Consider the following 23,459-nt stretch of genomic DNA (forward strand, 5'->3'; position numbering starts at 1 on the left):
ACGCGCCTCTGGGGCACATCATCGCATTGCTGTTCCCGACCGCTTTCGCTATTGCGTCAGCGAACGCCGCTTTGACGGTATTATTCGGCCGCAAAATCAACACTATGGTGGCCGATCCACCAGTTCGACGCCCGGGAGCAGCACATGGCAGTGACGATCAATGGCAAGGAAATTGCCGAGGACGTGGTTTCGAAGGTCAAGGCGTCGGCCGCCGAACTGAGAGAGTCCGCCGGGATCACGCCCGGTATCGCCGTCGTTATCGTCGGTGAAGATCCCGCAAGCCAGGTCTACGTCGCCTCAAAGGGCAAGAAGGCCCGTGAATGCGGCTTCAAATCCGTACAGCACACCCTCGCCGAAGACACCAGCGAGGAAGAGCTCGTTGCTCTTGTCGAGAGCCTCAATGCCGACCCGTCTATCCACGGCATCCTGGTGCAGCTTCCGCTGCCCAAGCACATCGATTCCGGCCGCATTATCCAGGCGATTTCGCCGGACAAGGACGTCGACGGCTTCCATTTCATCAATGTCGGCAAGCTCGGCACCGGCGAACTCGATACAGCTTTCGTTCCGTGCACGCCGGCAGGCTCCATGCTGCTGATCGAGCGCGTTCTGGGCCGGGACCTCTCAGGGCTCAACGCCGTGGTAATCGGCCGCTCGAACATTGTCGGCAAGCCGATGTTCAATCTGCTCCTTGCTCACAATGCGACGGTGACGATTGCCCATAGCAGGACCAAGGATCTGGCGGGCATCTGCCGCAACGCAGATATTCTCGTCGCCGCCGTCGGCAGGCCGCAAATGGTCAAGGCCGATTGGGTCAAGCCCGGCGCAACCGTGATCGATGTCGGCATCAATCGCATCCCGGCTCCGGAAAAGGGCGAAGGCAAGTCGCGCCTTGTCGGCGATGTCGATTTCGCCGATGCGGCGACGGTTGCAGCCGCGATCACACCGGTCCCCGGCGGCGTCGGTCCGATGACGATCGCCATGCTGATGGCCAATACGCTCTTCGCGGCCTACCGCTCGGTTGGGAAGGTGCCGCCGCGCTTCTGATCGATTTGCTCTAACAGGGAATCTCGCTAAAAGAGCACATGGCCCAAGCCCTCAAGGTCAGCAGAACCTTTGCCTTTCTGCTCGTCGACAAATTCCCGATGTTCAGCCTTGCCGCTGCCATCGATACGATGCGTACGGCCAACCGCATGGCCGAGCAGCCCTATTATTCGTGGATCATCGTATCGGCCAATGGCGAGGCCGTGACCGCTTCTAACGGCCTGCAAATTAACGTGGATTATGCGCTCGCCGACCTTCCGTCGTCCGATATCTTCTTTGTCTGCGCCGGCCTTAAGACCGACTTCGACGACAAGCAGAAGGTCATTGCAGCGTTGCGCAATCTCGGACGGCGCGGCGCGGCGCTGGGCGGGCTCAATATCGGCAGCTATATCCTTGCCGAAGCCGGCCAGCTCGAAGGTCATCGCTGCACGATCCATTGGGAGAACCGCGCCGGCTTCCAGGAGAAGTTCCCGCAGATCGAATGCACGGGCAATGTCTTCGAGATCGACCGCAAGCGTTATACCTGCGCCGGCGGCACCACCTCGATCGACCTGATGCTTGAAATCATCCGGCAGGATTTCAGCCCGGCGCTCGCCAACGAGGTCGCGAACCAGTTTCACCACGAGCGCATTCGCTCGCAGACCGATCGCCAGCGGATCGGGCCGGAGCGGGACCTGACCGGCAAGTCGGAAAAACTGCGCAAGATCGTGGAATTGATGGCCGACAATCTAGAACAGCCGAAATCGGCGGTCCGGCTTGCCAAGGCGGTGGGCCTGTCGGTGCGGCAGGTCGAACGGCTGTTTCTGCGCCACCTCAACATGACGCCGGGCCGTTACTATATGAGCCTGCGGCTCGAACGGGCACGCGAATTGCTGCGGCAAACCCATTCGCCGATTCTCGACGTCGCGCTCGCAACGGGATTTACGTCGCATTCCTATTTCGCACAGAGCTACCGCGCGCAATTCGGGCGCTCGCCTTCGGACGAGCGCCGCACGACGTATTAGCGCTTCATGTTCTAGCCGAACACAGAAGCTCCGTGGTCGGCCCGGCCGACTGCCTGGCGGAATGTCGCGAAGAGTTCGCGGCCCATGCCATAGCTGTTGTGGCTGATATCAACTTCAGGGGCGGGACGGCCCGCCAGAACGTCCGGATCCTCGAGCACATCCAGCGCGCCAATTTCCGCGTCGAGCCGGACGACATCGCCATCCCGGATTTTGCCAATAAGGCCGCCGTCGAGTGCCTCGGGCGTCACATGGATCGCGGCCGGAACCTTGCCCGAAGCGCCGGACATGCGCCCGTCCGTAACGAGCGCAACTTTGTAGCCCCGATCCTGCAGGACCCCCAACGCCGGGGTCAGCTTGTGCAATTCGGGCATGCCGTTCGCGCGAGGGCCCTGGAAACGCACCACAGCCACGAAATCTCGGTCGAGCTTTCCCGCCTTGAACGCATCCTGCAGCTCAGCCTGACTGTCGAAAACGATGGCCGGCGCCTCGATAATATGGCGGTCGGCCTTCACGGCAGAAGTCTTGATGACGGCGGTGCCGAGATTGCCCTTGAGCATCTTCAGTCCGCCGGTCACCTGGAACGGTTCCTTGTAGGTGGACAGGACCTTCTTGTCGCCGCTCTCGGCAGCGATAGGCTCACGCACGACAGCGCCGTTTTCGCCGAGCTTCGGCTCGATCGTATAGGCGCGCAGTCCCTCGCTGCCGCCCCAGACCGTTTTGACGTCCTCGTGCAGGAGCCCGGCATCGAGAAGTTCGCGGATGATATAGCCCATGCCGCCAGCGGCATGGAAATGGTTCACGTCGGCAAGACCGTTTGGATAGACGCGGGCGAGCAGCGGCACGATGTCTGACAGGTCGGAAATATCCTGCCAGGTCAATTTGATACCGGCTGCAGCCGCCATGGCGACGAGGTGCATCGTATGGTTGGTGGAACCGCCTGTCGCATGCAGTCCCACGACGCCGTTTACGATCGTCTTCTCGTCGATCATCTCGCCGACCGGCGTATATTCGTTGCCGAGAGCGGTAATGGCGAGCGCCCGCTTCGCAGCTTCGCGGGTCAACGCTTCGCGCAAGGGGGTGCCCGGATTGATGAAAGAGGCGCCCGGCATGTGCAGGCCCATGATCTCCATCAGCATCTGGTTCGAATTGGCGGTGCCGTAGAAGGTGCAGGTGCCGGGGCCGTGATAGGACTTCGATTCCGATTCGAGCAGCGCATCACGCCCGACCTTGCCCTCCGCATAGAGCTGGCGCGTCTTCGCCTTTTCGTCGTTGGGCAGTCCGGTCGTCATCGGTCCGGCTGGAACAAACACCGCTGGAAGATGACCGAAGGTGAGCGCGCCGATGACGAGCCCGGGCACGATCTTGTCGCAAACGCCAAGATATACCGCGGCGTCGAACATATCGTGCGATAGGCCGATCGCCGTTGCCATGGCGATGACATCGCGCGAGAACAGGGAAAGTTCCATGCCCGGCTGACCCTGGGTGACACCGTCGCACATGGCAGGAACACCACCGGCGACTTGCGCCACGCCGCCAGCTTCCTTGGCCGCCGCCTTGATGAGCTGGGGGTAGGTTTCAAACGGTTGATGCGCCGAGAGCATGTCGTTGTAGGAGGTTATGATGCCGAGATTGGGCACCACGTCGCCGGCAAGCGCCGCCTTGTCGGATGGACTGCACGCGGCAAAGCCGTGGGCAAGATTGGCACAGGCGAGCGCGGAACGTTTCGGCTTGCGCGAGGCCGCCTCCCGCAGGTGATCGAGATAGACATCGCGCGTTGGTCGTGATTGTTCGCAAATGCGATTGGTAATGCTTTTTACCCGTTGCAGGACGGTCATCTTCTATCTCCTCTTGGCGGCTGCCCGGAAGTTGGGAGCTTCCCGATGCAGCAACGCAGTCGGGCCGCTCACGGCGCCCAGAAAATCTCAAGCTCGATCGGCTCATAGCGCAGAACCGCACGGATCGGCATGTCGAGCGCGCTGCCTTCGCCAAGCGCCGCTTCGAGCACTTCCTTCTTCGCCGCGCCTTCAATATGCAGTGCCACGAAGCGCGATCCGGCAATCGTCGGAAGCGTCAGCGTCAGTCTCGGTTCGCCCGCGCCTTCCGCCTGCATGGGCAGAACCGGTGCTGTCTGGTCCGGCGCAATCGCCTCAGCAAGATGGTCGCCGCCCGGAAAGAACGATGCCGTGTGCCCGTCGTTCCCCATGCCAAGTACGGAAACGTCAAACGGGCGTCCAAGCCGGCCGATTGCCTCGGACGCCAGTTTAGCACCTTGTTCGACATTGGGCGCAGGATTGTAGAGGCCGACGAAATTGGCATCCGCCGCTTCGTTTTGCAGGAGCAGCTCGCGTACGAGCTTCTCGTTGGACCGGTCGCTCGTCGGCGGCACATACCGCTCGTCGATGAGGGTGATCGTAATGTTCTTCCAGGGCAGCCGCTTGTTGGAAAGGGCTTTGAAGAAGCGGGCAGGGGTCGTGCCGCCGGAAACCGCAAGCACGGCACTTCCGCGTTCCTCGCATGCGGCGCCAAGCCGTTCGGCGACGGCGGATGCGAGTGCCGCTGCGAGCGCATCACCGTCAGCGAAACTGTTCAGCTTGTGATCGATCACCATGGCGCGTGCGACCTTCCTATGCTTCCGCTTCGTGCCAGGTCCGACCGTCGCGCTCGATCAGGGCGATCGCAGCCGATGGTCCCCAGGTGCCGGCCGTATAGCCGTAGGGCGGCTGTCCGTCCTCGGCCCAGGCCTTGAGAATGGGGTCGACCCACTGCCAGGCTGCAACCACCTCGTCGCGACGCATGAACAGCGTCTGGTTGCCGCGCACGACATCCATGATCAAGCGCTCATAGGCATCGGGATTGCGCGCCTGAAAGGACTCGGCAAAGCTCATGTCGAGCGGAACATGGCGAAGCCGCATACCGCCCGGACCCGGATCCTTGATCATCATCCACTGCTTGACACCCTCGTCCGGCTGCAGGCGGATCACGAGCTGGTTGGCGACCACGCGGCCGGCGCTGTCGCCGAAGATCGAGTGCGGGATCGGCTTGAACGAAACGACGATCTCGGATGCGCGCGTGGCGAGGCGCTTCCCGGTCCGCAGATAGAACGGCACGCCGGCCCAGCGCCAGTTGGCGATCTCGGCCTTGATGGCGACAAAGGTCTCGGTGCTGCTCTGCTTGCCGAGTTCGTCCAGATATCCCTTGACCGCGCCACCGGCGGACGCCCCGGCGCGGTATTGGCCGCGCACAGTCAATTCCTGGTAATTCTTGTTGTTGATCGGGCTGAGCGAGCGCAGCACCTTCAGCTTCTCGTCGCGCACCGCATCGGCGTCCATCGACGACGGCGGTTCCATGGCGACGAGGCAGAGCAACTGCAGCATGTGGTTTTGCACCATGTCGCGCAGCGCACCCGCCGTGTCGTAATAGCCGGCACGGTTCTCGAGCCCGACGGCTTCAGCCACGGTTATCTGGACATGGTCGATATGAGCGGAGTTCCACAAGGGCTCGTAGAGGGCGTTGGCAAAGCGCAGGGCCATCAGGTTCTGCACGGTTTCCTTGCCTAGATAATGGTCGATGCGGAAGATCTGCTGCTCGTGGAAGACGTGGCCAATCGTGTCGTTGAGGGCGATCGCCGAGGCGAGGTCGCGGCCGATCGGCTTCTCGACTATGATGCGGGTATGATCGTGCACGAGCTTGTGGCTCTTGAGCCGGCTCGTGATATCGCCGAACAGTGACGGGCTGACCGCTAGATAGAAGGCGCGGATCCGCTTGGTGTCGTTGCCGATCGCCGCCTTGAGTTCCTCCCAGCCATTATCGGACGTGGCATCCACGGCGACATAGAAGATCCGGGAAAGAAACTGGTCGAGCTGCTTTGGATCGATCTCGTCGGCCTTGACGAATTCCTTGATCGCCGCCGCCGCAAAATCGCGGTAACCCTGGTCGGTCATGGCCGAACGCGAGGCACCGATGATGCGGGTCGGCTCAGAGAACTGCCCGTCACGCTGGCGCTGGTAGAGAGCCGGTATCAGTTTGCGCTCTGCAAGATCGCCTGTGCCACCGAAAACGATACAATCAAAGGGTTCAACCGGGATTATCTGGCTTGTCATACGGATGCTCTCGTTATGCCTGAATGCGTCGAAGGGCGCAGCGTTGTATAATCTAATCGATTTAAAATGACCAGTCCCAGCGCACGAACTGCGTCAAAATGCATTCCCAATTCGTGTCGGTTCACTTACGATTGCAACGAACAGGAAGTAGTCATGGTACAGAATCTCTCCAAAGTTGTCGCGCAGGATCAGAAGTTCCTGAACATCATCAACGGTCGGCAGGTCGCGGCACTTTCGCAAGAAACGATCACTGTTTTGTGTCCATCGGATGGCCTCGCCTTTGCAAGCATCCCGGCAAGCAAGGCAAAGGATGTCGACCGGGCCGTTGGCGCAGCGCGCGCCGCCTTTGATCATGGACCCTGGTCGCGGATGTCCGCTGCGGAACGCGGCAGGCTGTTGACCAAGCTCGGGCAATTGATCGAGCGCCACGGCGACGAACTCGCTGCGCTCGAATCGCGCGACACGGGCAAGCCGCTGCGCCAGGGAAAGGCTGATGTTGCCGCTGCGATGCGCTATTATGAGTTCTATGGTGGCGCCGCCGACAAGATCCACGGCGATACCATTCCTTTCAACGATGGCTACACGGCGCTCACTCTGCGTGAACCGCATGGCGTCGTTGCCGGGATAATCCCCTGGAACTATCCGCTGCAGATCCTGGCAAGGGTCGTAGGGGCAGCGCTTGCCATGGGCAATACGCTGGTGGTCAAGCCTGCCGAGGATGCATCGCTTTCGACGATCCGTATCGGAGAACTTGCCATCGAAGCCGGCTTCCCGGCGGGTGTGCTCAATATTATCACGGGTTATGGGCGCGAGGCGGGGGCGGCGCTATCCGCGCATGCTGGCATCGACTACGTAACATTCACCGGGTCGCCAGCCACCGGCACCGCCATCCAGCAGGCAGCCGCCTTCAACAATCGCGGCGTTACCATGGAACTTGGCGGCAAGTCGCCGCAAATCGTCTTTGCCGATGCCGATATCGACAAAGCCCTGCCGGTCATTGTCAATGCGATCATCCAGAATGGCGGCCAGAGCTGTTCCGCCGGCAGCCGCGTGCTTATCGAGCGCAGCATCTATGGCGAGGTTGAGGGCGCGCTCGCCGAACGCTTCAGCAAACTTGTCGCCGGACCGCACGATGCCGATTTTGACCTTGGGGCCGTAATCAACCCGGCGCAGAAGCGCCGCATCGATTCCTATGTTGCCGGGGCCGTGGAGGCCGGCAACGAAATCGTTGCGCGCGGGTCAATTGCTGCTGCCGCGCCGGCGGCCGGTTATTACGTGGCGCCCGTGCTCTTCGGTTCGGTCGATCCCTTGGCGGTGATCGCACAGGAGGAAGTGTTTGGTCCTGTCCTATCGCTCCTTGCCTTTGACGATGAGAGCGACGCGATCAGCATTGCCAACAACACTGAATACGGACTTGTCGCCGGGATTTGGACGAAGGACGGCGCGCGTCAGCATCGCGTCGCCAAGCGGGTCCGCGCCGGGCAGGTCTTCGTTAACGCCTATGGCGCTGGGGGCGGCATCGAACTGCCCTTCGGCGGTTTCAAGCGATCCGGCCATGGCCGCGAGAAGGGGTTCGAGGCGCTTTACGATATGTCGGCGACCAAGACGATCGTTTTCCGCCACGATTGACCGCGAATATCAAGCAATTCCAGCAATGAGCATATCCAGGAGACGAAATGACCCGTTTGGCAGGCAAGACAGCAATCATCACCGGCGCAGCATCAGGGTTCGGCGAAGGGATGGCAAAGCGCTTTGCCGAGGAGGGCGCCAATGTCGTGGTGGCCGACCTCAATCTCAAGGGTGCGCAAAAGGTTGCCGCAGCTATCGGCGCGAAGACTATTGCCGTTCATGCCGACGTGACGCGCAAGGACGAGGTAGAGAGCATGGTCCAGGCGGCAGCCGACCAGTTCGGCCGCATCGACATTATGGTCAATAATGCCGGCTTCACTTACCGCAACGGGTCGATGCTGGACGTTGATGAGAGCACGTTCGATCTCATCACCGGGGTCAACATGAAATCGATCTACTATGCGGCGCTCGCCGTCGTTCCGATCATGGAGGCGCAGGGCGGCGGCGCGATCATCACCACGGCGTCGACGGCGGGATTGCGGCCGCGGCCGGGCTTGACCTGGTACAACGCTTCCAAGGGATGGGCGATCAGCGCCACCAAGTCCATGGCCATCGAGCTTGCACCAAAGAAGATCAGGGTGAATTGCCTCTGCCCTGTGGCGGGCGAAACGCCTATGCTCGGGTTGTTCATGGGCGAGGACACGCCGGAGAAACGCGCGCAGTTCAAGGCAACCGTGCCTCTCGGACGCCTGTCTACGCCGCTCGATGTCGCCAATGCTGCGCTATGGCTTGCCTCGGATGAAGCGGAGTTCATCACCGGGGTTGCGCTTGAGGTGGATGGCGGGCGTTGCATCTGAACGATGAACTCAGGTTGCATCAAATCTTGAATCAGTTGCCGGGTGGTCTACATTGCACGCGTAGTCCAGCTTTTCCCACGACGCTCCTCTAATCCGTTTGGACCCTGCGGCGCCTCATCATCAAGGACATCATCATGACATCCAAACCTGTCTGGTTCATCACTGGCTGTTCAACCGGTTTTGGCCGCGAACTCGCGCGGCACACGCTTGAACTCGGCTATCCGACCGTCGTTACCGCGCGCAATCCAGCGCATGTCGAAGAACTTGCCAAAGACCACAAGGACAATGCCCTCGTTCTGAAGCTCGATGTGACGAAGGCCGAAGAGATTGCCAGCGCAGTCAAGGCGGCGCACGAGCATTTCGGTCGGATCGATGTGCTCGTGAACAATGCCGGCATCGGCTATTTCGGCTCGCTCGAAGAGAGCGACATGGATGAAGTGCGCAAGATGTTCGACATCAACGTCTGGGGTCTCGCCAACATGACGCGCGCGGTCCTGCCTGTCATGCGCAAGCAGCGTTCCGGGACGATCGTCAATATTTCCTCGCAGGGCGGTCTCATCGCCAATGTCGCTGTCAGCTTCTATGCAGCGACCAAGTTCAGCGTTGAGGCGCTTTCGGAATCGCTGTCGAAGGAGGTGGCGCCGCTCGGCATCAAGGTCCTGATCGTCGAGCCCAGCGGCTTCCGCACGGACTGGGCGGGCCGCTCGGCCAATGAAGTGCCGGAAACGATGGAGGACTACCGGACCACCGCCGGCGCGCGGCTCGATATGCTGCGCAAGGTCAGCGGCAACCAGCCGGGCGATCCGGTGCGGGCGGCAAAGGCGATCGTCCAGGCTGTTGAGGCGGAAAATCCACCGCTGCGTCTTCTCCTCGGCAAGGAAGCGCTGGAGAATGCCCGCAAGAAGATCGGCGAACTGGCGCGCGATTTCGACGCCTGGGCCGAGGTGACCGTCGGCGCGGACGCACCGAAAGGCGAATAGCCCAGCAAGGTTGGTTCAACCTTCGTTCCGGAACGGACATGTTCGCTTTCAGCTACTGTAAAGCGAAGTTGTGTGCTATTAGCTAAGTTAGCTAATCTGGAGAACTCCGATGCAGGTCAATGTCCATGCAGCCAAATCAAATCTCTCGAAGTTGATCGATGCCGCCTTGTCGGGAGAAGAGGTTATTATCGCCAAAGGCAACAAACCGGTGGTGAAGCTGGTTCCGATCCCCAAAAGCCGCTTTAAAGCCGGAGCGCTCAAGGAACTTGCCGGTACGGCGCCGGATTTTCTTGAGCCTATGTCCGAGGAGGAATTGGCGCTTTGGGAACGTAGTGAATGAGAGTGGTCTTGCTCGATACGCATGTCTGGGCATGGTTTCTGCTTGCGGATAAACTTCTTCCGAAAGCTCATTTGTCGATGATTGAGGAAGCGGATGAGGTTTTCGTTTCTCCCGTGAGTTTTTTTGAAATCAGCCACAAGGTGCGGCTCGGCAAATGGCCGGAGATGGCGCCCTTTGTTGATCGCCTTCTTCCCATATTCGAAGCACAATTGGGCCGTGTTGCAACTTTGACGCCTGAAGTAAGCCTCAAGGCAGGCCTGCTGGATTGGTCGCATCGCGATCCCTTTGACCGGATGCTCGCTGCGAGTGCGATTCACTATGAGTTGCCCCTTGTCTCCGCCGATGTGGCATTCGACCAATTGGCGGAGCAGAAAGGTTGGGTTGCGCGCATATGGTAGTGGCCGGCATCGCCGGCCATTTCTCGTTTGAGGCCAGTTATTTCAGATCAGATGACGCAAGATCACGAACAGCGTGAACGACAAGGCGATCGAAACGGGCAGCGTCAGCACCCACGCCATCAACAGGTTGCGCACGGTCGACATCTGCAGTCCCGATCCGTTCGCAACCATCGTTCCAGCGACGCCCGACGATAATATGTGCGTTGTGCTCACCGGCAGGCCGAGCGTATCGGCGGTGAAAATGGTCCCCATGGCCACCAGTTCGGCGGAAGCGCCCTGGCCGTAGGTCAGGTGGGTCTTGCCGATCTTTTCGCCGACGGTCACGACGATGCGCCTCCAGCCGACCATGGTTCCAAGCCCGAGCGCCAGCGCCACGGCCACCTTGACCCAGGTCGGGATGAACTTCGTCGCATTGTCGATCGCCTGGTGATAGGTCTTGATGACGGCAAGGTCCGCCGCTTCCATCGGCAGCAGCTTCTTCTTGTCGATCAGCTTGAGCGCCTCACCCGCAAGATACATGTCGTTGCGGGTATTGCTGACCATGCCGGTCGGCACATTGGCCGCCGAACCGTAGGGCGAAATGCTCGCATTGGTATCGACGATGAATTGCTGTAGCGCGACAGTCGTGGCATCGCTCCAGGTTTTGGTGCGCACGGCCTCGCTGACGACGGCATGCGCATCCGTCACGACGACGCCGGGCTTTTCGTATTTCTGGAGGACGGCGCCGGCCTGCGTCGCAGCGGCCTTGTAGGCATCGAGATAGTTGATGTCGGGAGTCCTGTTGAGTGCAAAGGCGGTCGGCACGACGCCGATCAGGATGAGCATGATCAAGCCCATGCCCTTCTGGCCGTCGTTTGAACCGTGGGCGAAACTGACGCCGGTGCAGGTGAAGATCAGCATTGCGCGAATCCAAAGTGGCGGCGGCGTATTGCCCTTGGGCGCCTCGTAAAGCGCCTTGTTCCTGATGAATAGCTTCATGGTGAGAAGCAGGAGCGCCGCCGCGCAGAAGCCGACAAGCGGAGAAATCAAAAGCGACATGCCGACTTCGGTCGCTTTCGACCAGTCGACGCCGCTGGTTGCCGTGCCTGTCGGCGCGACGAACTGGTTGGCAAGACCGACGCCGACGATCGAGCCGATGAGCGTATGCGAACTTGACGCGGGCAGACCGAAATACCAGGTGCCGAGGTTCCAGATGATCGCCGCCGCCAGCAGGGAGAAAACCATGGCAAGGCCGGCGCTCGAACCCACCTGCATGATCAGTTCGACCGGAAGCAATGAAATAATGCCGAAGGCAACCGCACCGCTCGCGGTCATCACACCGAGGAAATTGAAAAAGCCCGACCAGATCACGGCGAATTCCGCCGGCATCGAATTGGTGTAGATGACCGTCGCGACCGCATTGGCGGTATCGTGGAAACCGTTGACGAACTCAAAGCCCAAGGCCGTCACGAGGGCAAGACCGAGCAGGATCCACGGCACCGCGACGGCACTGGTCAAATCCTGCGTCAGCGACCAGCCGACATAGATAAGGCCGGCGATCAGGATCGCAACGACCGCATAGTTGGGCAGATTGCCGAGGCTCTTGGGCTTTTCGAGAGGGTGTTCGCTGAGGCTCGTTGCCGCCAAATTCTCCGCCGTCATAGCCAGTTCCCCTACCAATCATTATCGAAATATGGGGAAAGCCTATGGCCCGTCGATGAACCTCTTATGACAATACGGGATTACTTGCGCCGGGCGCCGGGAGTCTCTATCGGTTTTTGGAAAGAAAAACTGGAAGCGCCATGCATAAGGTCGTCATCAGCGGTACGGGCGTTTTCACGCCTGAACAGTCCATCAGCAACGCCGAACTGGTGGAGGCGTTCAACACCTTTGCGACGCGGCAGAATGAACTTCATGCCGACGAGATCGCGGCGGGAACGCGCGAGCCAATCGCCATGTCCGCCGAGGATTTCATCGTGCGCGCATCGGGCATCGAGCGTCGCCACGTCCTCAACAAGTCAGGGGTGCTCGATCCGGAAATCATGCATCCGGTCTTGCCGGAACGCCGCGACGACGAACTCTCGGTCATGGCGGAAATGGCGGTGCAAGCCGCAACGGACGCGCTCGCCAAGGCTGGACGCACCGCCTCGGAAATCGATGCGGTCATTTGCGCCGCCTCCAACCACGAGCGGCCTTACCCTGCCATCGCCATCGAGGTGCAGCAGGCGCTCGGCATCGAGGGTTTCGGCTTTGACATGAACGTCGCCTGTTCGTCGGCGACCTTCGGCATTCAGGCGGCGGCTGACATGATCCGTTCAGGCTCGGCCCGCGCTATCCTCATGGTCAATCCCGAAGTCTGTTCGGCCCATCTCGAATGGCGCGACCGGGATTGCCACTTCATCTTCGGCGATGTCTGTACGGCGGTTTTGCTCGAGCGTGCCGATCTTGCGACGGCGCCCGATCGTTTCGAAATCGTGTCGACCCGCTGCCTCACCCAGTTTTCCAACAATATCCGCAACAATAACGGGTTCCTGCGGCGGACCCGCGAAGGCCATATGAGCGACCGCCGCGACATGCTGTTCCGCCAGGAGGGCCGCAAGGTGTTCAAGCAGGTCGTGCCGATCGTCGCCGACCTTATCCTCACCCACCTTGCCGACGAGAACATTGCGCCCGCGCACCTGTCCCGACTCTGGCTGCATCAGGCCAATAAGGGCATGAACGATCTGATCGGCGTCAAGGTGCTCGGGCGCGAGCCGCAGCCGGGCGAACAGCCGAACATCCTGCAGGACTACGCCAATACGTCGTCGGCCGGATCGATCATCGCCTTCTCGAAATTCTCCGACGATCTCGCACCCGGCAGCCTCGGCGTCATCTGTTCCTTCGGCGCCGGCTATTCTGTCGGCAGCGTGATTGTCAGGAAGGTATAGCCGCTAGACCCGGTCCATCAGCGCGTACCAGCTGAGCGCCAGAAACAGCAGCGGCGCCCGTAACGCGCGTCCGCCGGGAAATGCCGGGACCTTAAGCTCCTCCAGAAGCTTGAGCCGGTCGCGGTTGCCGGCCACGGTCTCCGCATAGAGCTTGCCGACATAGTTAGCCAGCATAACCCCATGGCCGGAATAGCCGCCGGCCGAGATCACATTCGGCATCACCTCGCGCACGAAGGGTTGGCGCGGAAGCGTGATACCGACCGAACCGCCCCAAGCCTGGGTAATCTCGACATCGGCCAGTGCCGGATAGATTTCGGCGATCTGCCGCCGGATATGGGTGCTGATGTCCTCCGGATTATCGGCCGTATAGGCCTCGCGCCCGCCAAAGAGCAGGCGACCGTCGCGTGAGCGGCGGAAATAGCGCACGACAAAGCGGGAATCGTCGACACTTTCCCCGCCTGGGAGGACGGGGCTGTACTCACCGAGCGGAACCGTGGCGCCGATGAAGGAACGGATCGGCATTACATGCGCCGCGCTGACGGGTTCGAGATTGCCGCCATAGGCGTTGACCGCGATCAGGGCCTTGGCCGCCGTCACGGTCCCCGAACCGGTCGTGACAGCAACGCGGCCGTTTTCGGAGCTGATCCCCGTGACCTTGGTGTTTTCGAAGAGATGCGCGCCGGCTTTTGCTGCTGCCCGGGCGGTTCCGACGACGAGTTTCATCGGCTGGATGTGGCCCGTGCCCTTGTCGTAGTTTCCCCCAAGGAAACGGCTAGAGCCGAGCCGTTCGGCAGTCTCCGCCGCATCCATGAAGTGAATATGCGGATAGCCGAAACGTGTCGCCATAAGCTCCGCATGCTTTTGGTAATGTTTCAGATAGCGCTTCTTGTGCACCACCGACATTTGCCCCGGCACATATTCGATGTCGATGCCATGGGTTTCGGCAAATTGCAGAAGGTAGGCTTTTGCCTCTTCGGCAAGATCGAACAGTGCCTTGGCGCGGGTGAAACCATATTGCGCTTCGAGGTCCTCGGCCCAGGTGCGCTGGCCGGTGCCAAGCTGGCCGCCATTGCGTCCCGATGCGCCGTCGCCGAAGCGATAGGCTTCGAGGAGCACCACGTCGGCTCCCGCGGACGCCAGGTGGACGGCGGCTGAAAGGCCGGTGAAACCGCCGCCGATGATGACGACGTCCGCCTGACGCGATCCGTCGAGTGCCGGATATTCGGTCCGGTCAGGAATAGTGGTTTCGTACCAGGAGATGCCGGGTGAAATGGGCGATTGATAGGGCATGTCGTAAGGCAATTTTCGTGTCAAACGTTGAGCAGCAAATATTCGCGCTCCCACGGGCTGATCACCTCCATGAAGGTCTCGAACTCGGCGCGCTTTATGGCGGCGTAGGTTATGACGAAGGCTTCGCCAAGCATGCCGATCAGGTCCTTGTCCTGCTCGAACAGGATTGTCGCTTCGATGAGACCGCGCGGCAGTTCGATCAGGCTGTCATTGACCGTGGTCGAGGCCGGTGCGTCGGGCTCGAGCCTGTTGTTCATGCCGATCAGACCGCAAGCGAGCGACGCCGCAAGCGCGAGATAGGGGTTGGCATCGGATGAGGGGATGCGGTTCTCGACGCGGCGCGCCGAGGGATCGGAGCGCGGCACGCGAAACGCGGTCGTACGGTTGTCATAACCCCATTTGACGTTGACGGGAGCCGAGGCGGCCGGCGTAAGACGCCGGTAGGAATTCACATAAGGCGCGAACATGACAAGCGATGCCGGCACATGCTTTTGCATGCCGCCGATGAAATGCCGGAACGCTTCGCTTTCGGTGCCATCCGGATTGGTGAAGACATTGCGGCCCGTCTTCTTGTCGATAATCGACTGGTGGATATGCATGGCCGAGCCCGGCTGGCCCTGGATCGGCTTGGCCATGAAGGTCGCGTACATGTCGTGCTTGAGCGCGGCCTCGCGGATGGTGCGCTTGAACATGAACACCTGGTCGGCAAGCTCCACGGGATCGCCGTGGCGCAGGTTGATTTCGAGCTGCGCCGCGCCTTCTTCGTGGATCAGCGTGTCAATCTCGAGGCCCTGGCCTTCGGAGAAGTGGTAGATATCGTCGATGAGCTCGTCGAACTCGTTGACGCCGGCGATCGAATAGCCCTGGCCGCCGCCGATGGCGCGGCCGGAGCGGCCGACCGGCGGGGTCAGCGGGTAGTCGGGATCGGGGTTCTTGCGGACGAGGTAGAATTCGATTTCCGGGGCGACGACCGGCTTCAGGCCTTTCTTGCTATAGGCGGCCATGACGCGCTTGAGGACGTTGCGCGGCGTGAACTCGACGGCCTCACCCTCCTTGTTGACGAGATCGCATATGACCTGCGCCGTCGGATCGCTTTCCCAGGGAACCTCGGAAAGGGTCGAAAGGTCCGGCATCAGCTTGAGATCGCCGTCGTCCTCCGGATAGGAAAAACCGTGGCCGTCTTCGGGATAGGAGCCGGAGATCGTCGCCATGAACACGGCGGAGGGCAGGGCGAGCGAGGTATTGGAGGTGAATTTCTTCGACGGCATCATCTTGCCGCGGGCGACGCCTGCCTGGTCCGGGGTAATGCATTCGATGTCTTCGATATCCCGCCAGGCCAGCCATTCTGAAGCTTCGCGCCAGTTTTTCACCCCGCGCTTGGATTTGACATAGGCTGGCGTTCGCCGCCGTGTTGTTGTCCGCGCGGGCTTCTTCTCAGGGGTTTCGGAAGGCATCAATCACCAGATTTCGTTTCGATGCCAAAATGATAGAGCAAAATACTTGCCGATGGGAGGCAGGCCCCGGATATATTTGTGGAGGGTCGGGTCTGGCCATAGAAGGAACGCCACACGACCGGTGGCGGGCGGGGTGCGAAACTGGCGCGATGGCAGATGAATAGGTTCGCGCTGGTTATCGCAGCGTGTGGTAGAGATCATCCCACTGCGGGTTCAAGCCTTCGATCAAGCGTATCTTCCATTCCCGGTACCACCTCTTCATCGATTTCTCCCTCTGGATGGCATCGACGATGAGTTCATGCTGTTCGTACCAGACAAGCCGCTTGCAGCCGTACTTCCATGCAAATCCCGGCGTCAGGCCCTCTCTGTGTTGATAGACACGGCCGGGTAGGTCCGCCGTCACGCCAATATAGAGCGTGCCCCTTCTGGAATTGGTGACGATGTAAACGTAGCCGCTCATTCTGGACCCCGAGGTTTCGACCCTGAGTCTGGCTACTCGCCGTGGACGTGTAAATTGAACGAAGGTCGAAGAAGGAGCCTCTCGTCGTCCTCGCACCACCCTCGCCGTCATCCTGGCCCTTGATCCTACGATCCACCCTTTCGCTCTCACGCTGCAAGGCGGAAAAACTAAAAACCGCCCGCAATCGCTTGCGGGCGGTCTTTGCGCCGTGCGGGCTCCAGACCGAAGCCCGAGAAGGCCACGGCTGCAGTTATTGGCGCGTGACCACGACCGGGATCAGAAGATCGCCCCAGTTGCCGTCGCCGCCGTGATGGCGGGCCGAGCGGACGAGTTCCACTGATACGCCGGCATCGACCGCCTTCATCACTGACTGGTTGAGGCGGTGCAGGTCGTTTGCGACAATGCGAATGACAGCCTGCTGGTCTGCATTCATGGCCGATGATTGCTCCTCGGCCCGTTCCTTTACGCGTGTCTGCGGTGCCATGATTTTCTCCTTGTTTGGCGTTGCAGCGGCGGTCTTGTGATCGCCGGATGGGCGAGGCAGCATATATGGGCCAGGCCGCCTCGTCGGTTGTTACTCCGCAGCCGGACGGAACTGAGCCGTCTCGGTCGATTCCTTCATGGCCGTCGTCGAGGACTGGCCGCCGGTAATTGCCATCGAGACCGCGTCGAAATAGCCGGTGCCGACCTCGCGCTGGTGCTTTGTGGCGGTGTAGCCATTGGCCTCCGCGGCAAATTCCGCTTCCTGCAATTCCGAATAGGCCGACATCTGCCGGTCCTTGTAGCCACGGGCGAGTTCGAACATGCCGAAATTGAGCTGGTGGAAGCCAGCGAGCGTGATGAACTGGAACTTGTAGCCCATGGCGCCGAGTTCCCGCTGGAACTTTGCGATCGTTGCCTCGTCGAGATGCTTCTTCCAGTTGAAGGAAGGCGAGCAATTATAGGCAAGAAGCTTGTCCGGATGCTCCTTGCGCACGCCTTCGGCAAAGCGCCTTGCCTGTTCAAGGTCTGGCTTCGACGTCTCGCACCAGATGAGATCGGCATGCGGTGCATAGGCGATCGCCCGGGCGATACAGGGTTCAATGCCATTCTTGACCTGATAGAAGCCTTCCGCCGTCCGCCCCGCATCATAATCCACGAACGGACGATCACGCTCGTCGATATCGGATGTCAGAAGCTTCGCGGCTTCCGCATCGGTGCGGGCGATGACGAGCGTCGGCGTCCCCATGACGTCGGCGGCAAGCCGCGCGGCATTGAGATTGCGGATATGCGCCGCCGTCGGGATCAGCACCTTGCCGCCGAGATGACCGCACTTCTTTTCCGAAGCGAGCTGATCCTCGTAGTGGACGCCGGCAGCACCGGCCTCGATGAACGCCTTCATGATCTCAAAGGCATTGAGCGGACCGCCGAAGCCGGCCTCTGCGTCAGCGACGATCGGAGCAAACCAGGTCTCCACCGAAAGACCCTTGCCCTCCGCCGTCTCGATCTGGTCGGCGCGCTGCAGCGTCTTGTTTATGCGCTTGGCCAGTTCCGGCGCTGCATTGGCCGGATAGAGCGACTGGTCTGGGTACATGGCTGAAGCAGTGTTTGCATCGGCGGCAACCTGCCATCCGGAAAGATAAATTGCCTTGAGGCCTGCGCGAACCATCTGCATTGCCTGATTGCCCGAGAGAGCGCCCAGCGCATTGACGAAACCTTCTTCGTGGATGAGCTTCCAGAGCATGTTGGCGCCGTTTTCAGCAAGAGTATGTTTGATCTGAACCGAGCCTCGCAGGCGCAAGACATCGTCAGGCGTATAGGGGCGTTCGATACCATCATAGCGGCCCTCCGGAGCGTTTGGTACGAGGTTGTAAAAATCGGTCATTCTTGTCTCCACAAAGAGTTTGCGTCCCACAGCCTGATGCGTTTGCGCTGCGTTGATGTGACTAAATTTACATTGCAGCGCGGTACGATCCAGAAATATCGCAATATTTGGGCACCATTTCGAGTTAGGCTGTGGCGAGTTTGACAGTCACCGGTTGTAAACTTGTAAATCTTGTAATAGGCTTGCCGATGTAAATTATTGTCAACGAGGCGGTATGCACAACGCTCACTCTGCAAATACACCAAGCCGGGGGTGCCTCAATGGGTGAGGGAAAAATCTTTGCGGGGCCGCGTATCCGTCGCATCCGCAACGAGCGCGGCCTGACGCAGACGTCCATGGCCGAGGCGCTCGGCATATCGCCATCCTATCTTAACCTGATCGAGCGCAATCAGCGACCGCTGACTGTGCAGCTGCTGCTGAAGCTTTCGGCGACCTACAAGATTGAACTCGACACGCTGCAGACGGAGACCGGTTCCTCCATGGCGGCGCTGAAGGAGGTCTTTTCCGATTCACTGCTCAACGGGGAATTGCCCGGCGACCAGGAGCTGATCGAGATCAGCGACGCGGCGCCCAATGCTGCTGCCGGAATCATCAAACTCTACCGCGCCTATAAGGAGCAGATGGAGCGGCTTTCCGACCTCTCCGATCTTTTAGCTCAGGACGGCCGCGCGCCGTCGCTTTCGGCGACGCGCCTTCCGCTAAACGAGGTGCGCGAAGTTCTGGAGCGGCGCGCCAACCATTTCCCGCGCATTGAAGGCGAGGTCGACAGTTTTGTCAGCCTCATCAAACCCGGCGACGAACTGCTTGCCGCATTGAAAGGCTGGCTGAAGAGCGAGCATGGCATTTCCGTGCGCGTGCTTCCGGTCGCAACCATGCCTAACTGGCGCCGCCGCTATGACCGCCACTCGCAGCGCCTGTTCATTTCCGAACGGCTATCTCCCTTCGACCAGCTGCGCGAAGTGGCGATGGAAGCGGTGCTTATGCGCATGCAAGTGGTGATCGCGGCGGAAATCCAGGAACTGAAACTCTCCTCGGACGAGGCCAAGCGCATCGCGCGCTTCGAGCTCGGGCGCTATGCAGCCCATGCGCTGATGATGCCATACCAGCTCTTCCAGGCGGCCGCGACCCGGGCGCGTTATGATATCGACGTCCTGCGCTCGCGTTTCAACGTGTCGTTCGAACATGCGGCCAACCGCTTGACGACGCTGCAGAACCAAAACGGCATCGGCTTCTTCATGCTTGAAGTCGACCATGCGGGCAATCGTTTCCGCCGGGCCGGGTCGCAGGGCTTTCCGCAATCGCGCTTCGGCGGGGATTGCCCGAAACTTCCGGTGCATTCCGCCTTCGCCCAGCCCGGCCAAATCCTTGTCGAGGCGGTCGAGATGCCGGGCGGCGCGGAGTTCCTGACGATTGCCCGCACGCTGGAGGGTCCGCAAGGCGCTTTCAACGAGCGTCCACGCCGCACAGCGATTCTCGTTGGCTGCGATATCGCGTTTGCCGATGATACGGTCTATGGCAGCGCACTCGGCAATCGCAGCATCAGTGCTGCTCCGCTTGGCAAGTTCATCGGCATGACGCAGGTTGGCCCCGCATGCCGGCTGTGCGAGCGGGTAGCGTGCCTCTCGCGCGCCGAACCGCCGGTGACGCGGCCGCTCGGCCTCGACGAGATGGTGACGGGTCTGAGCGCATATGATTTTCAATGAATGTGGCGATGGCGCAAAACCGATAATAGCTGGTCGCTCTGGTAGCTTGACCGCGCGCAAAGCTTAGGCATTCTCCGCGCATGAGCGCCACTGCAATTCCTATGCCTCCCGTCGTTGGTCCCGATCCCGTCAAGAGTTCGGCAGAGACCGCGATCGGCTGTTTGCTCGTTGCAGGCTCGGCGATCGCCTGGAGCACCGGCGGCGCTTTTGCGCGGTTCCTCGATGTGTCCGACAATTGGACGGTTGTTTTCTGGCGATCAGTGTTTGCGGCGCTGTTTCTCCTGTGCTTCATGCTGGTGCGCGACGGTCCACGCGGCACGTTGCGGCTTTTCCGGCACATGGGTTTGGCCGGGGTGGGCGTCGCCATATGCTTTGCCATCGCCTCGTCGTGCTTCATCATCGCGCTCTCCTATACGACTGTTGCCAATGTGCTCCTGCTGCAAGCTGGCGTTCCTCTGTTCGCCGCGCTGATCTCCTGGGTGCTGTTTCGCGAACGCGTGAGCGTTGCAACCTGGATCGCCATCGGCACCGTCATTGCCGGGGTGGCCATCATGGTGTCGGATTCGCTCGACGGCGAAGTTTCGCCCATCGGCGACATGCTGGCGTTGCTGATCGCCATATCCTTCGCCACGGCGACAGTGATCACCCGGCGTAAGGCGCACCTGCGCATGACGCCCGCCGTTTTCCTCGGCGTCGTCATCGCTGCAAGTGTGGCTTCGACCATGGCAGGCGGGTTTCGTGTCAGCGCCCACGATTTCGGACTGCTTTTCGCACTTGGCGCCATCAATCTTGGCCTCGGGCTCGCACTCTTCGTCAGCGGTGCGCGCCTCATCCCGTCGGCGCTGGCCGCGCTGATCGGAACGCTCGAACCAGTCCTTGGTCCGGTGTGGGTCTGGCTCCTCCATAATGAAGTGCCTTCACCGCGCACCATCATCGGCGGCACGATTATTCTCGTGGCGCTGCTCCTGCATCTCGGCTGGGAATACCGCCGCCAGCGCCATCTCCGGACAGCCTGACGCGTCGCGCCGATGCCAGGCGCGTGCACAAAAATCACGCTCGCGCAAAATTAAGCAGCGAAGTCTTCGCAACACGGTTGACGAAGCAGTTGCAATCTAAAAAGGTAGGTCCAGCAAGGGAACACGGCGCGCCGCGGGAATGGCGTGCCGGCAGCATGGAGACCTAAATGGGAATGAAAACTGTACTGTTGACGGCGACACTCGCGCTCGGCCTTGCGAGTTCGGCATTGGCCGCAGACCGCGTCGTCAACGTCTATAATTGGTCGGACTATATCGATCCCACGATCCTTGAGGAATTCACCAAGGAGACCGGTATCAAGGTCGTCTATGACACGTTCGACTCCAACGAGATTCTTGAAACGAAGCTCCTCGCCGGTGGAACTGGCTACGACGTCGTGGTGCCGACCGCCAACTTCCTGCAGCGCCAGATAGCAGCTGGCGTCTTCCAGAAGCTCGACAAGTCGAAACTGCCCAACCTTTCCAACACCTGGGACGAGATCACCCAGCGCATCTCCACCTATGATCCCGGCAACGAGTACTCCGTCGACTATATGTGGGGCACGACCGGCATCGGCTACAATGCCGACAAGATGAAGGAAATCCTCGGCTCCGATGAGAAACCGACCTGGGACGTCCTGTTCAAACCTGAACTTGCGGCCAAGTTCAAGGATTGCGGCATTCACATCCTCGACTCTGCTTCCGACGTCATGCCATCCGCTCTCAACTATCTCGGGCTCAATCCCGACAGCAAGGACCCGGATGAACTTGCAAAGGCCGGCGCCCTGCTTGAAACCATCCGTCCATATGTGCGCAAGTTCCACTCTTCGGAATACATCAATGCGCTCGCCAATGGCGATATCTGCCTTGCGCTGGGTTATTCCGGCGACATCCTGCAGGCGAAGACTCGCGCTGACGAGGCCAAGGCCGGCGTAAACGTTGCCTATACGATCCCGTCGCAGGGTGCGCAGATGTGGTTCGACCTGATGGCGGTCCCGGCCGATGCGCCGCACGTCGCTGAGGCTCACGAATTCATCAATTACATGCTCAAGCCCGAAGTCGCCGCCAAGGCCTCCAACTACGTTTCCTATGCCAACGGCAACAAGGCTTCTCAGGCGCTGATGGACAAGGCCGTGTTCGAAAATCCGGAGGTCTATCCGGACGAAGCGACCTTGAAGAAACTCTTCACTGTCACACCCTACGATACCAAGACCCAGCGGATCGTCACGCGCTTGTGGACGAAAGTGGTCACAGGCCAGTAACTCCAAAAAACCCCGGCATCCCCGCCGGGGTTTTTCACGTTATGATTAGAGACCGGGGCAGGACATGAAATCACTGGGAAGCTTTCGCCGTAAATTCGCACCTTGGAACGATCCAGAGGCCAAGCCTTTCATCGCCATCGAGAACGTCACAAAGAAGTTTGCCGATTTCACCGCTGTCGATGACCTGTCCCTCAATATCTACAACCGGGAATTCTTCGCCCTTCTGGGGGCTTCCGGTTGCGGCAAATCCACGTTGCTGCGCATGCTCGCCGGATTCGAGGAGCCGACCGCCGGCCGCATTCTTCTCGACGGCCAGGACATGCGCGGCATCCCGCCCTACAAGCGGCCCGTCAATATGATGTTCCAGTCCTACGCGCTTTTCCCGCATATGACGGTGGAAGCGAATATCGCCTTCGGCCTGAAGCAGGACGGCATGAACAAGGCCGATATCGACACGCGCGTCGCGGAGATGATCAAGCTCGTCAAACTCGAGCGGTTCGTCAAGCGCAAGCCGCACCAACTATCGGGTGGTCAGCGCCAGCGCGTTGCCCTTGCGCGTGCCGTCGCCAAGCGCCCGAAAGTCCTGTTGCTCGACGAGCCGCTCGGTGCGCTCGACAAGAAACTGCGCGAGGAAACCCAGTTCGAACTGATGGACCTGCAGATGAAGCTCGGCCTGACATTCGTGGTCGTCACGCACGATCAGGAAGAGGCGATGACCATGGCCGACCGCATTGCGGTCATGGACAAGGGCAAGGTCATGCAGGTAGCGACGCCAGCCGAGGTATACGAGGCGCCGAATTCGAAATTCGTCGCGGATTTTATCGGCAATGTGAACATGTTCGAAGGCATGACCGAGAACGTGGCAAACGGAAAGATCGAAATTGCCGTCGCGCCGGACAACATGCTCATTCGCACCGATGCGACCAAGACTTGCTCGGTTGGGCAGCCGGTTGGATTTGCGATCCGGCCGGAGAAAATCCGTATAAGCCGTAAGCAGCCTGCCGACGCCACGTTCAACTCTGCCTACGGCGAAATGTGGGATATCGCCTATTTCGGCGACATGACGGTTTTCCACGTGAAGCTCGACAGCGGGCGCATCATCAAGGCGGCAAGCCTCAATGCGATGCGGACGGTCGAAGACCCGTTCGGGTACGATGACAAGGTGTGGATCAATTTCGATACCGATGCGGGTATCGTGCTCACTGCGTGAGAAGGGGC

21 protein-coding genes are annotated in these 23,459 nt (G+C 60.3%); 12 read left to right on the forward strand and 9 right to left on the reverse strand.

Going from position 1 to position 23,459, the window contains the following annotated elements:
- Nucleotides 1-144: 144 nt before the first annotated feature.
- Both folD and AC1DNI_RS05050 read left to right on the forward strand, forming a co-directional pair.
- Nucleotides 145-1,044: a bifunctional methylenetetrahydrofolate dehydrogenase/methenyltetrahydrofolate cyclohydrolase FolD gene (gene folD, locus AC1DNI_RS05045; RefSeq protein WP_477691049.1), complete on the forward strand. Its 900-nt coding sequence runs from the start codon at nucleotides 145-147 to the stop codon at nucleotides 1,042-1,044.
- Between the two features lie 38 nt (nucleotides 1,045-1,082).
- The gene (locus AC1DNI_RS05050; RefSeq protein WP_027230274.1) at nucleotides 1,083-2,045 is read left to right on the forward strand and encodes a GlxA family transcriptional regulator; all 963 of its coding nucleotides are present in this window, start codon (nucleotides 1,083-1,085) and stop codon (nucleotides 2,043-2,045) included.
- Nucleotides 2,046-2,056: 11 nt separating this feature from the next.
- On the opposite strand, the gene edd is transcribed toward AC1DNI_RS05050, so the two are convergent.
- From edd to zwf, 3 genes are all read right to left on the reverse strand, one after another.
- On the reverse strand, nucleotides 2,057-3,880 hold the full coding sequence (gene edd, locus AC1DNI_RS05055) for a phosphogluconate dehydratase (RefSeq protein WP_027230273.1): 1,824 nt from the start codon (nucleotides 3,878-3,880) through the stop codon (nucleotides 2,057-2,059).
- A gap of 68 nt (nucleotides 3,881-3,948) precedes the next feature.
- Complete coding sequence (gene pgl / locus AC1DNI_RS05060) at nucleotides 3,949-4,653, reverse strand: 6-phosphogluconolactonase (protein WP_477691050.1); 705 nt, start codon at nucleotides 4,651-4,653, stop codon at nucleotides 3,949-3,951.
- Nucleotides 4,654-4,669: 16 nt separating this feature from the next.
- The gene (gene zwf / locus AC1DNI_RS05065) at nucleotides 4,670-6,145 is read right to left on the reverse strand and encodes a glucose-6-phosphate dehydrogenase (RefSeq protein WP_477691051.1); all 1,476 of its coding nucleotides are present in this window, start codon (nucleotides 6,143-6,145) and stop codon (nucleotides 4,670-4,672) included.
- A 153-nt stretch (nucleotides 6,146-6,298) separates the two neighbouring features.
- On the opposite strand from zwf, the gene AC1DNI_RS05070 reads away from it, so the two are divergent.
- The 5 genes from AC1DNI_RS05070 to AC1DNI_RS05090 all read left to right on the forward strand — a co-directional run bounded on the left by AC1DNI_RS05070 (nucleotide 6,299) and on the right by AC1DNI_RS05090 (nucleotide 10,289).
- A complete protein-coding gene (locus AC1DNI_RS05070) occupies nucleotides 6,299-7,774 on the forward strand; it encodes an aldehyde dehydrogenase family protein (protein ID WP_477691052.1) in 1,476 nt (491 codons plus the stop codon).
- Nucleotides 7,775-7,821: 47 nt separating this feature from the next.
- Nucleotides 7,822-8,571, forward strand: coding sequence for an SDR family oxidoreductase (locus AC1DNI_RS05075; RefSeq protein ID WP_477691053.1), 750 nt, complete (start codon nucleotides 7,822-7,824; stop codon nucleotides 8,569-8,571).
- Between the two features lie 134 nt (nucleotides 8,572-8,705).
- On the forward strand, nucleotides 8,706-9,551 hold the full coding sequence (locus AC1DNI_RS05080; protein ID WP_027230268.1) for an oxidoreductase: 846 nt from the start codon (nucleotides 8,706-8,708) through the stop codon (nucleotides 9,549-9,551).
- Between the two features lie 109 nt (nucleotides 9,552-9,660).
- On the forward strand, nucleotides 9,661-9,891 hold the full coding sequence (locus AC1DNI_RS05085) for a type II toxin-antitoxin system Phd/YefM family antitoxin (RefSeq protein WP_027230267.1): 231 nt from the start codon (nucleotides 9,661-9,663) through the stop codon (nucleotides 9,889-9,891).
- Nucleotides 9,892-9,893: 2 nt separating this feature from the next.
- Nucleotides 9,894-10,289, forward strand: a complete 396-nt coding sequence (locus AC1DNI_RS05090; protein WP_477691483.1) for a type II toxin-antitoxin system VapC family toxin — start codon at nucleotides 9,894-9,896, stop codon at nucleotides 10,287-10,289.
- A 42-nt stretch (nucleotides 10,290-10,331) separates the two neighbouring features.
- Here the strand turns inward: AC1DNI_RS05090 and AC1DNI_RS05095 are convergent, their stop codons facing one another.
- Entirely contained in the window at nucleotides 10,332-11,930 is a 1,599-nt protein-coding gene (locus tag AC1DNI_RS05095) for an inorganic phosphate transporter (protein WP_477691054.1), read from the reverse strand.
- Nucleotides 11,931-12,070: 140 nt separating this feature from the next.
- Between AC1DNI_RS05095 and AC1DNI_RS05100 the strand changes: the two genes are divergently transcribed.
- Complete coding sequence (locus AC1DNI_RS05100; RefSeq protein ID WP_477691055.1) at nucleotides 12,071-13,195, forward strand: beta-ketoacyl-ACP synthase III; 1,125 nt, start codon at nucleotides 12,071-12,073, stop codon at nucleotides 13,193-13,195.
- 3 nt (nucleotides 13,196-13,198) lie between these two features.
- Here the strand turns inward: AC1DNI_RS05100 and AC1DNI_RS05105 are convergent, their stop codons facing one another.
- The 5 genes from AC1DNI_RS05105 to aceA form a co-directional block, all read right to left on the reverse strand.
- A complete protein-coding gene (locus tag AC1DNI_RS05105) occupies nucleotides 13,199-14,485 on the reverse strand; it encodes an NAD(P)/FAD-dependent oxidoreductase (protein WP_477691056.1) in 1,287 nt (428 codons plus the stop codon).
- 20 nt (nucleotides 14,486-14,505) lie between these two features.
- Nucleotides 14,506-15,939, reverse strand: a complete 1,434-nt coding sequence (locus tag AC1DNI_RS05110; RefSeq protein WP_027230262.1) for a glutamine synthetase family protein — start codon at nucleotides 15,937-15,939, stop codon at nucleotides 14,506-14,508.
- 175 nt (nucleotides 15,940-16,114) lie between these two features.
- Complete coding sequence (locus AC1DNI_RS05115; RefSeq protein ID WP_091919688.1) at nucleotides 16,115-16,399, reverse strand: GIY-YIG nuclease family protein; 285 nt, start codon at nucleotides 16,397-16,399, stop codon at nucleotides 16,115-16,117.
- A 250-nt stretch (nucleotides 16,400-16,649) separates the two neighbouring features.
- On the reverse strand, nucleotides 16,650-16,883 hold the full coding sequence (locus tag AC1DNI_RS05120) for an SMc00767 family acetate metabolism repressor (RefSeq protein WP_477691057.1): 234 nt from the start codon (nucleotides 16,881-16,883) through the stop codon (nucleotides 16,650-16,652).
- Between the two features lie 90 nt (nucleotides 16,884-16,973).
- Nucleotides 16,974-18,263: an isocitrate lyase gene (gene aceA / locus AC1DNI_RS05125; protein WP_477691058.1), complete on the reverse strand. Its 1,290-nt coding sequence runs from the start codon at nucleotides 18,261-18,263 to the stop codon at nucleotides 16,974-16,976.
- 260 nt (nucleotides 18,264-18,523) lie between these two features.
- On the opposite strand from aceA, the gene AC1DNI_RS05130 reads away from it, so the two are divergent.
- From AC1DNI_RS05130 to AC1DNI_RS05145, 4 genes are all read left to right on the forward strand, one after another.
- Nucleotides 18,524-19,966, forward strand: coding sequence for a helix-turn-helix domain-containing protein (locus AC1DNI_RS05130; protein WP_477691059.1), 1,443 nt, complete (start codon nucleotides 18,524-18,526; stop codon nucleotides 19,964-19,966).
- Between the two features lie 101 nt (nucleotides 19,967-20,067).
- On the forward strand, nucleotides 20,068-20,982 hold the full coding sequence (locus AC1DNI_RS05135; protein WP_477691484.1) for a DMT family transporter: 915 nt from the start codon (nucleotides 20,068-20,070) through the stop codon (nucleotides 20,980-20,982).
- A gap of 167 nt (nucleotides 20,983-21,149) precedes the next feature.
- Nucleotides 21,150-22,241 carry a polyamine ABC transporter substrate-binding protein gene (locus AC1DNI_RS05140; protein WP_477691060.1) on the forward strand — a complete coding sequence of 364 codons (1,092 nt, stop codon included), beginning with the start codon at nucleotides 21,150-21,152 and terminating at the stop codon, nucleotides 22,239-22,241.
- Between the two features lie 64 nt (nucleotides 22,242-22,305).
- Nucleotides 22,306-23,451 carry an ABC transporter ATP-binding protein gene (locus AC1DNI_RS05145; RefSeq protein ID WP_027230255.1) on the forward strand — a complete coding sequence of 382 codons (1,146 nt, stop codon included), beginning with the start codon at nucleotides 22,306-22,308 and terminating at the stop codon, nucleotides 23,449-23,451.
- The last annotated feature ends 8 nt before the right edge of the window (nucleotides 23,452-23,459 follow it).

The organism is Phyllobacterium sp. 01N428 (assembly GCF_056399405.1).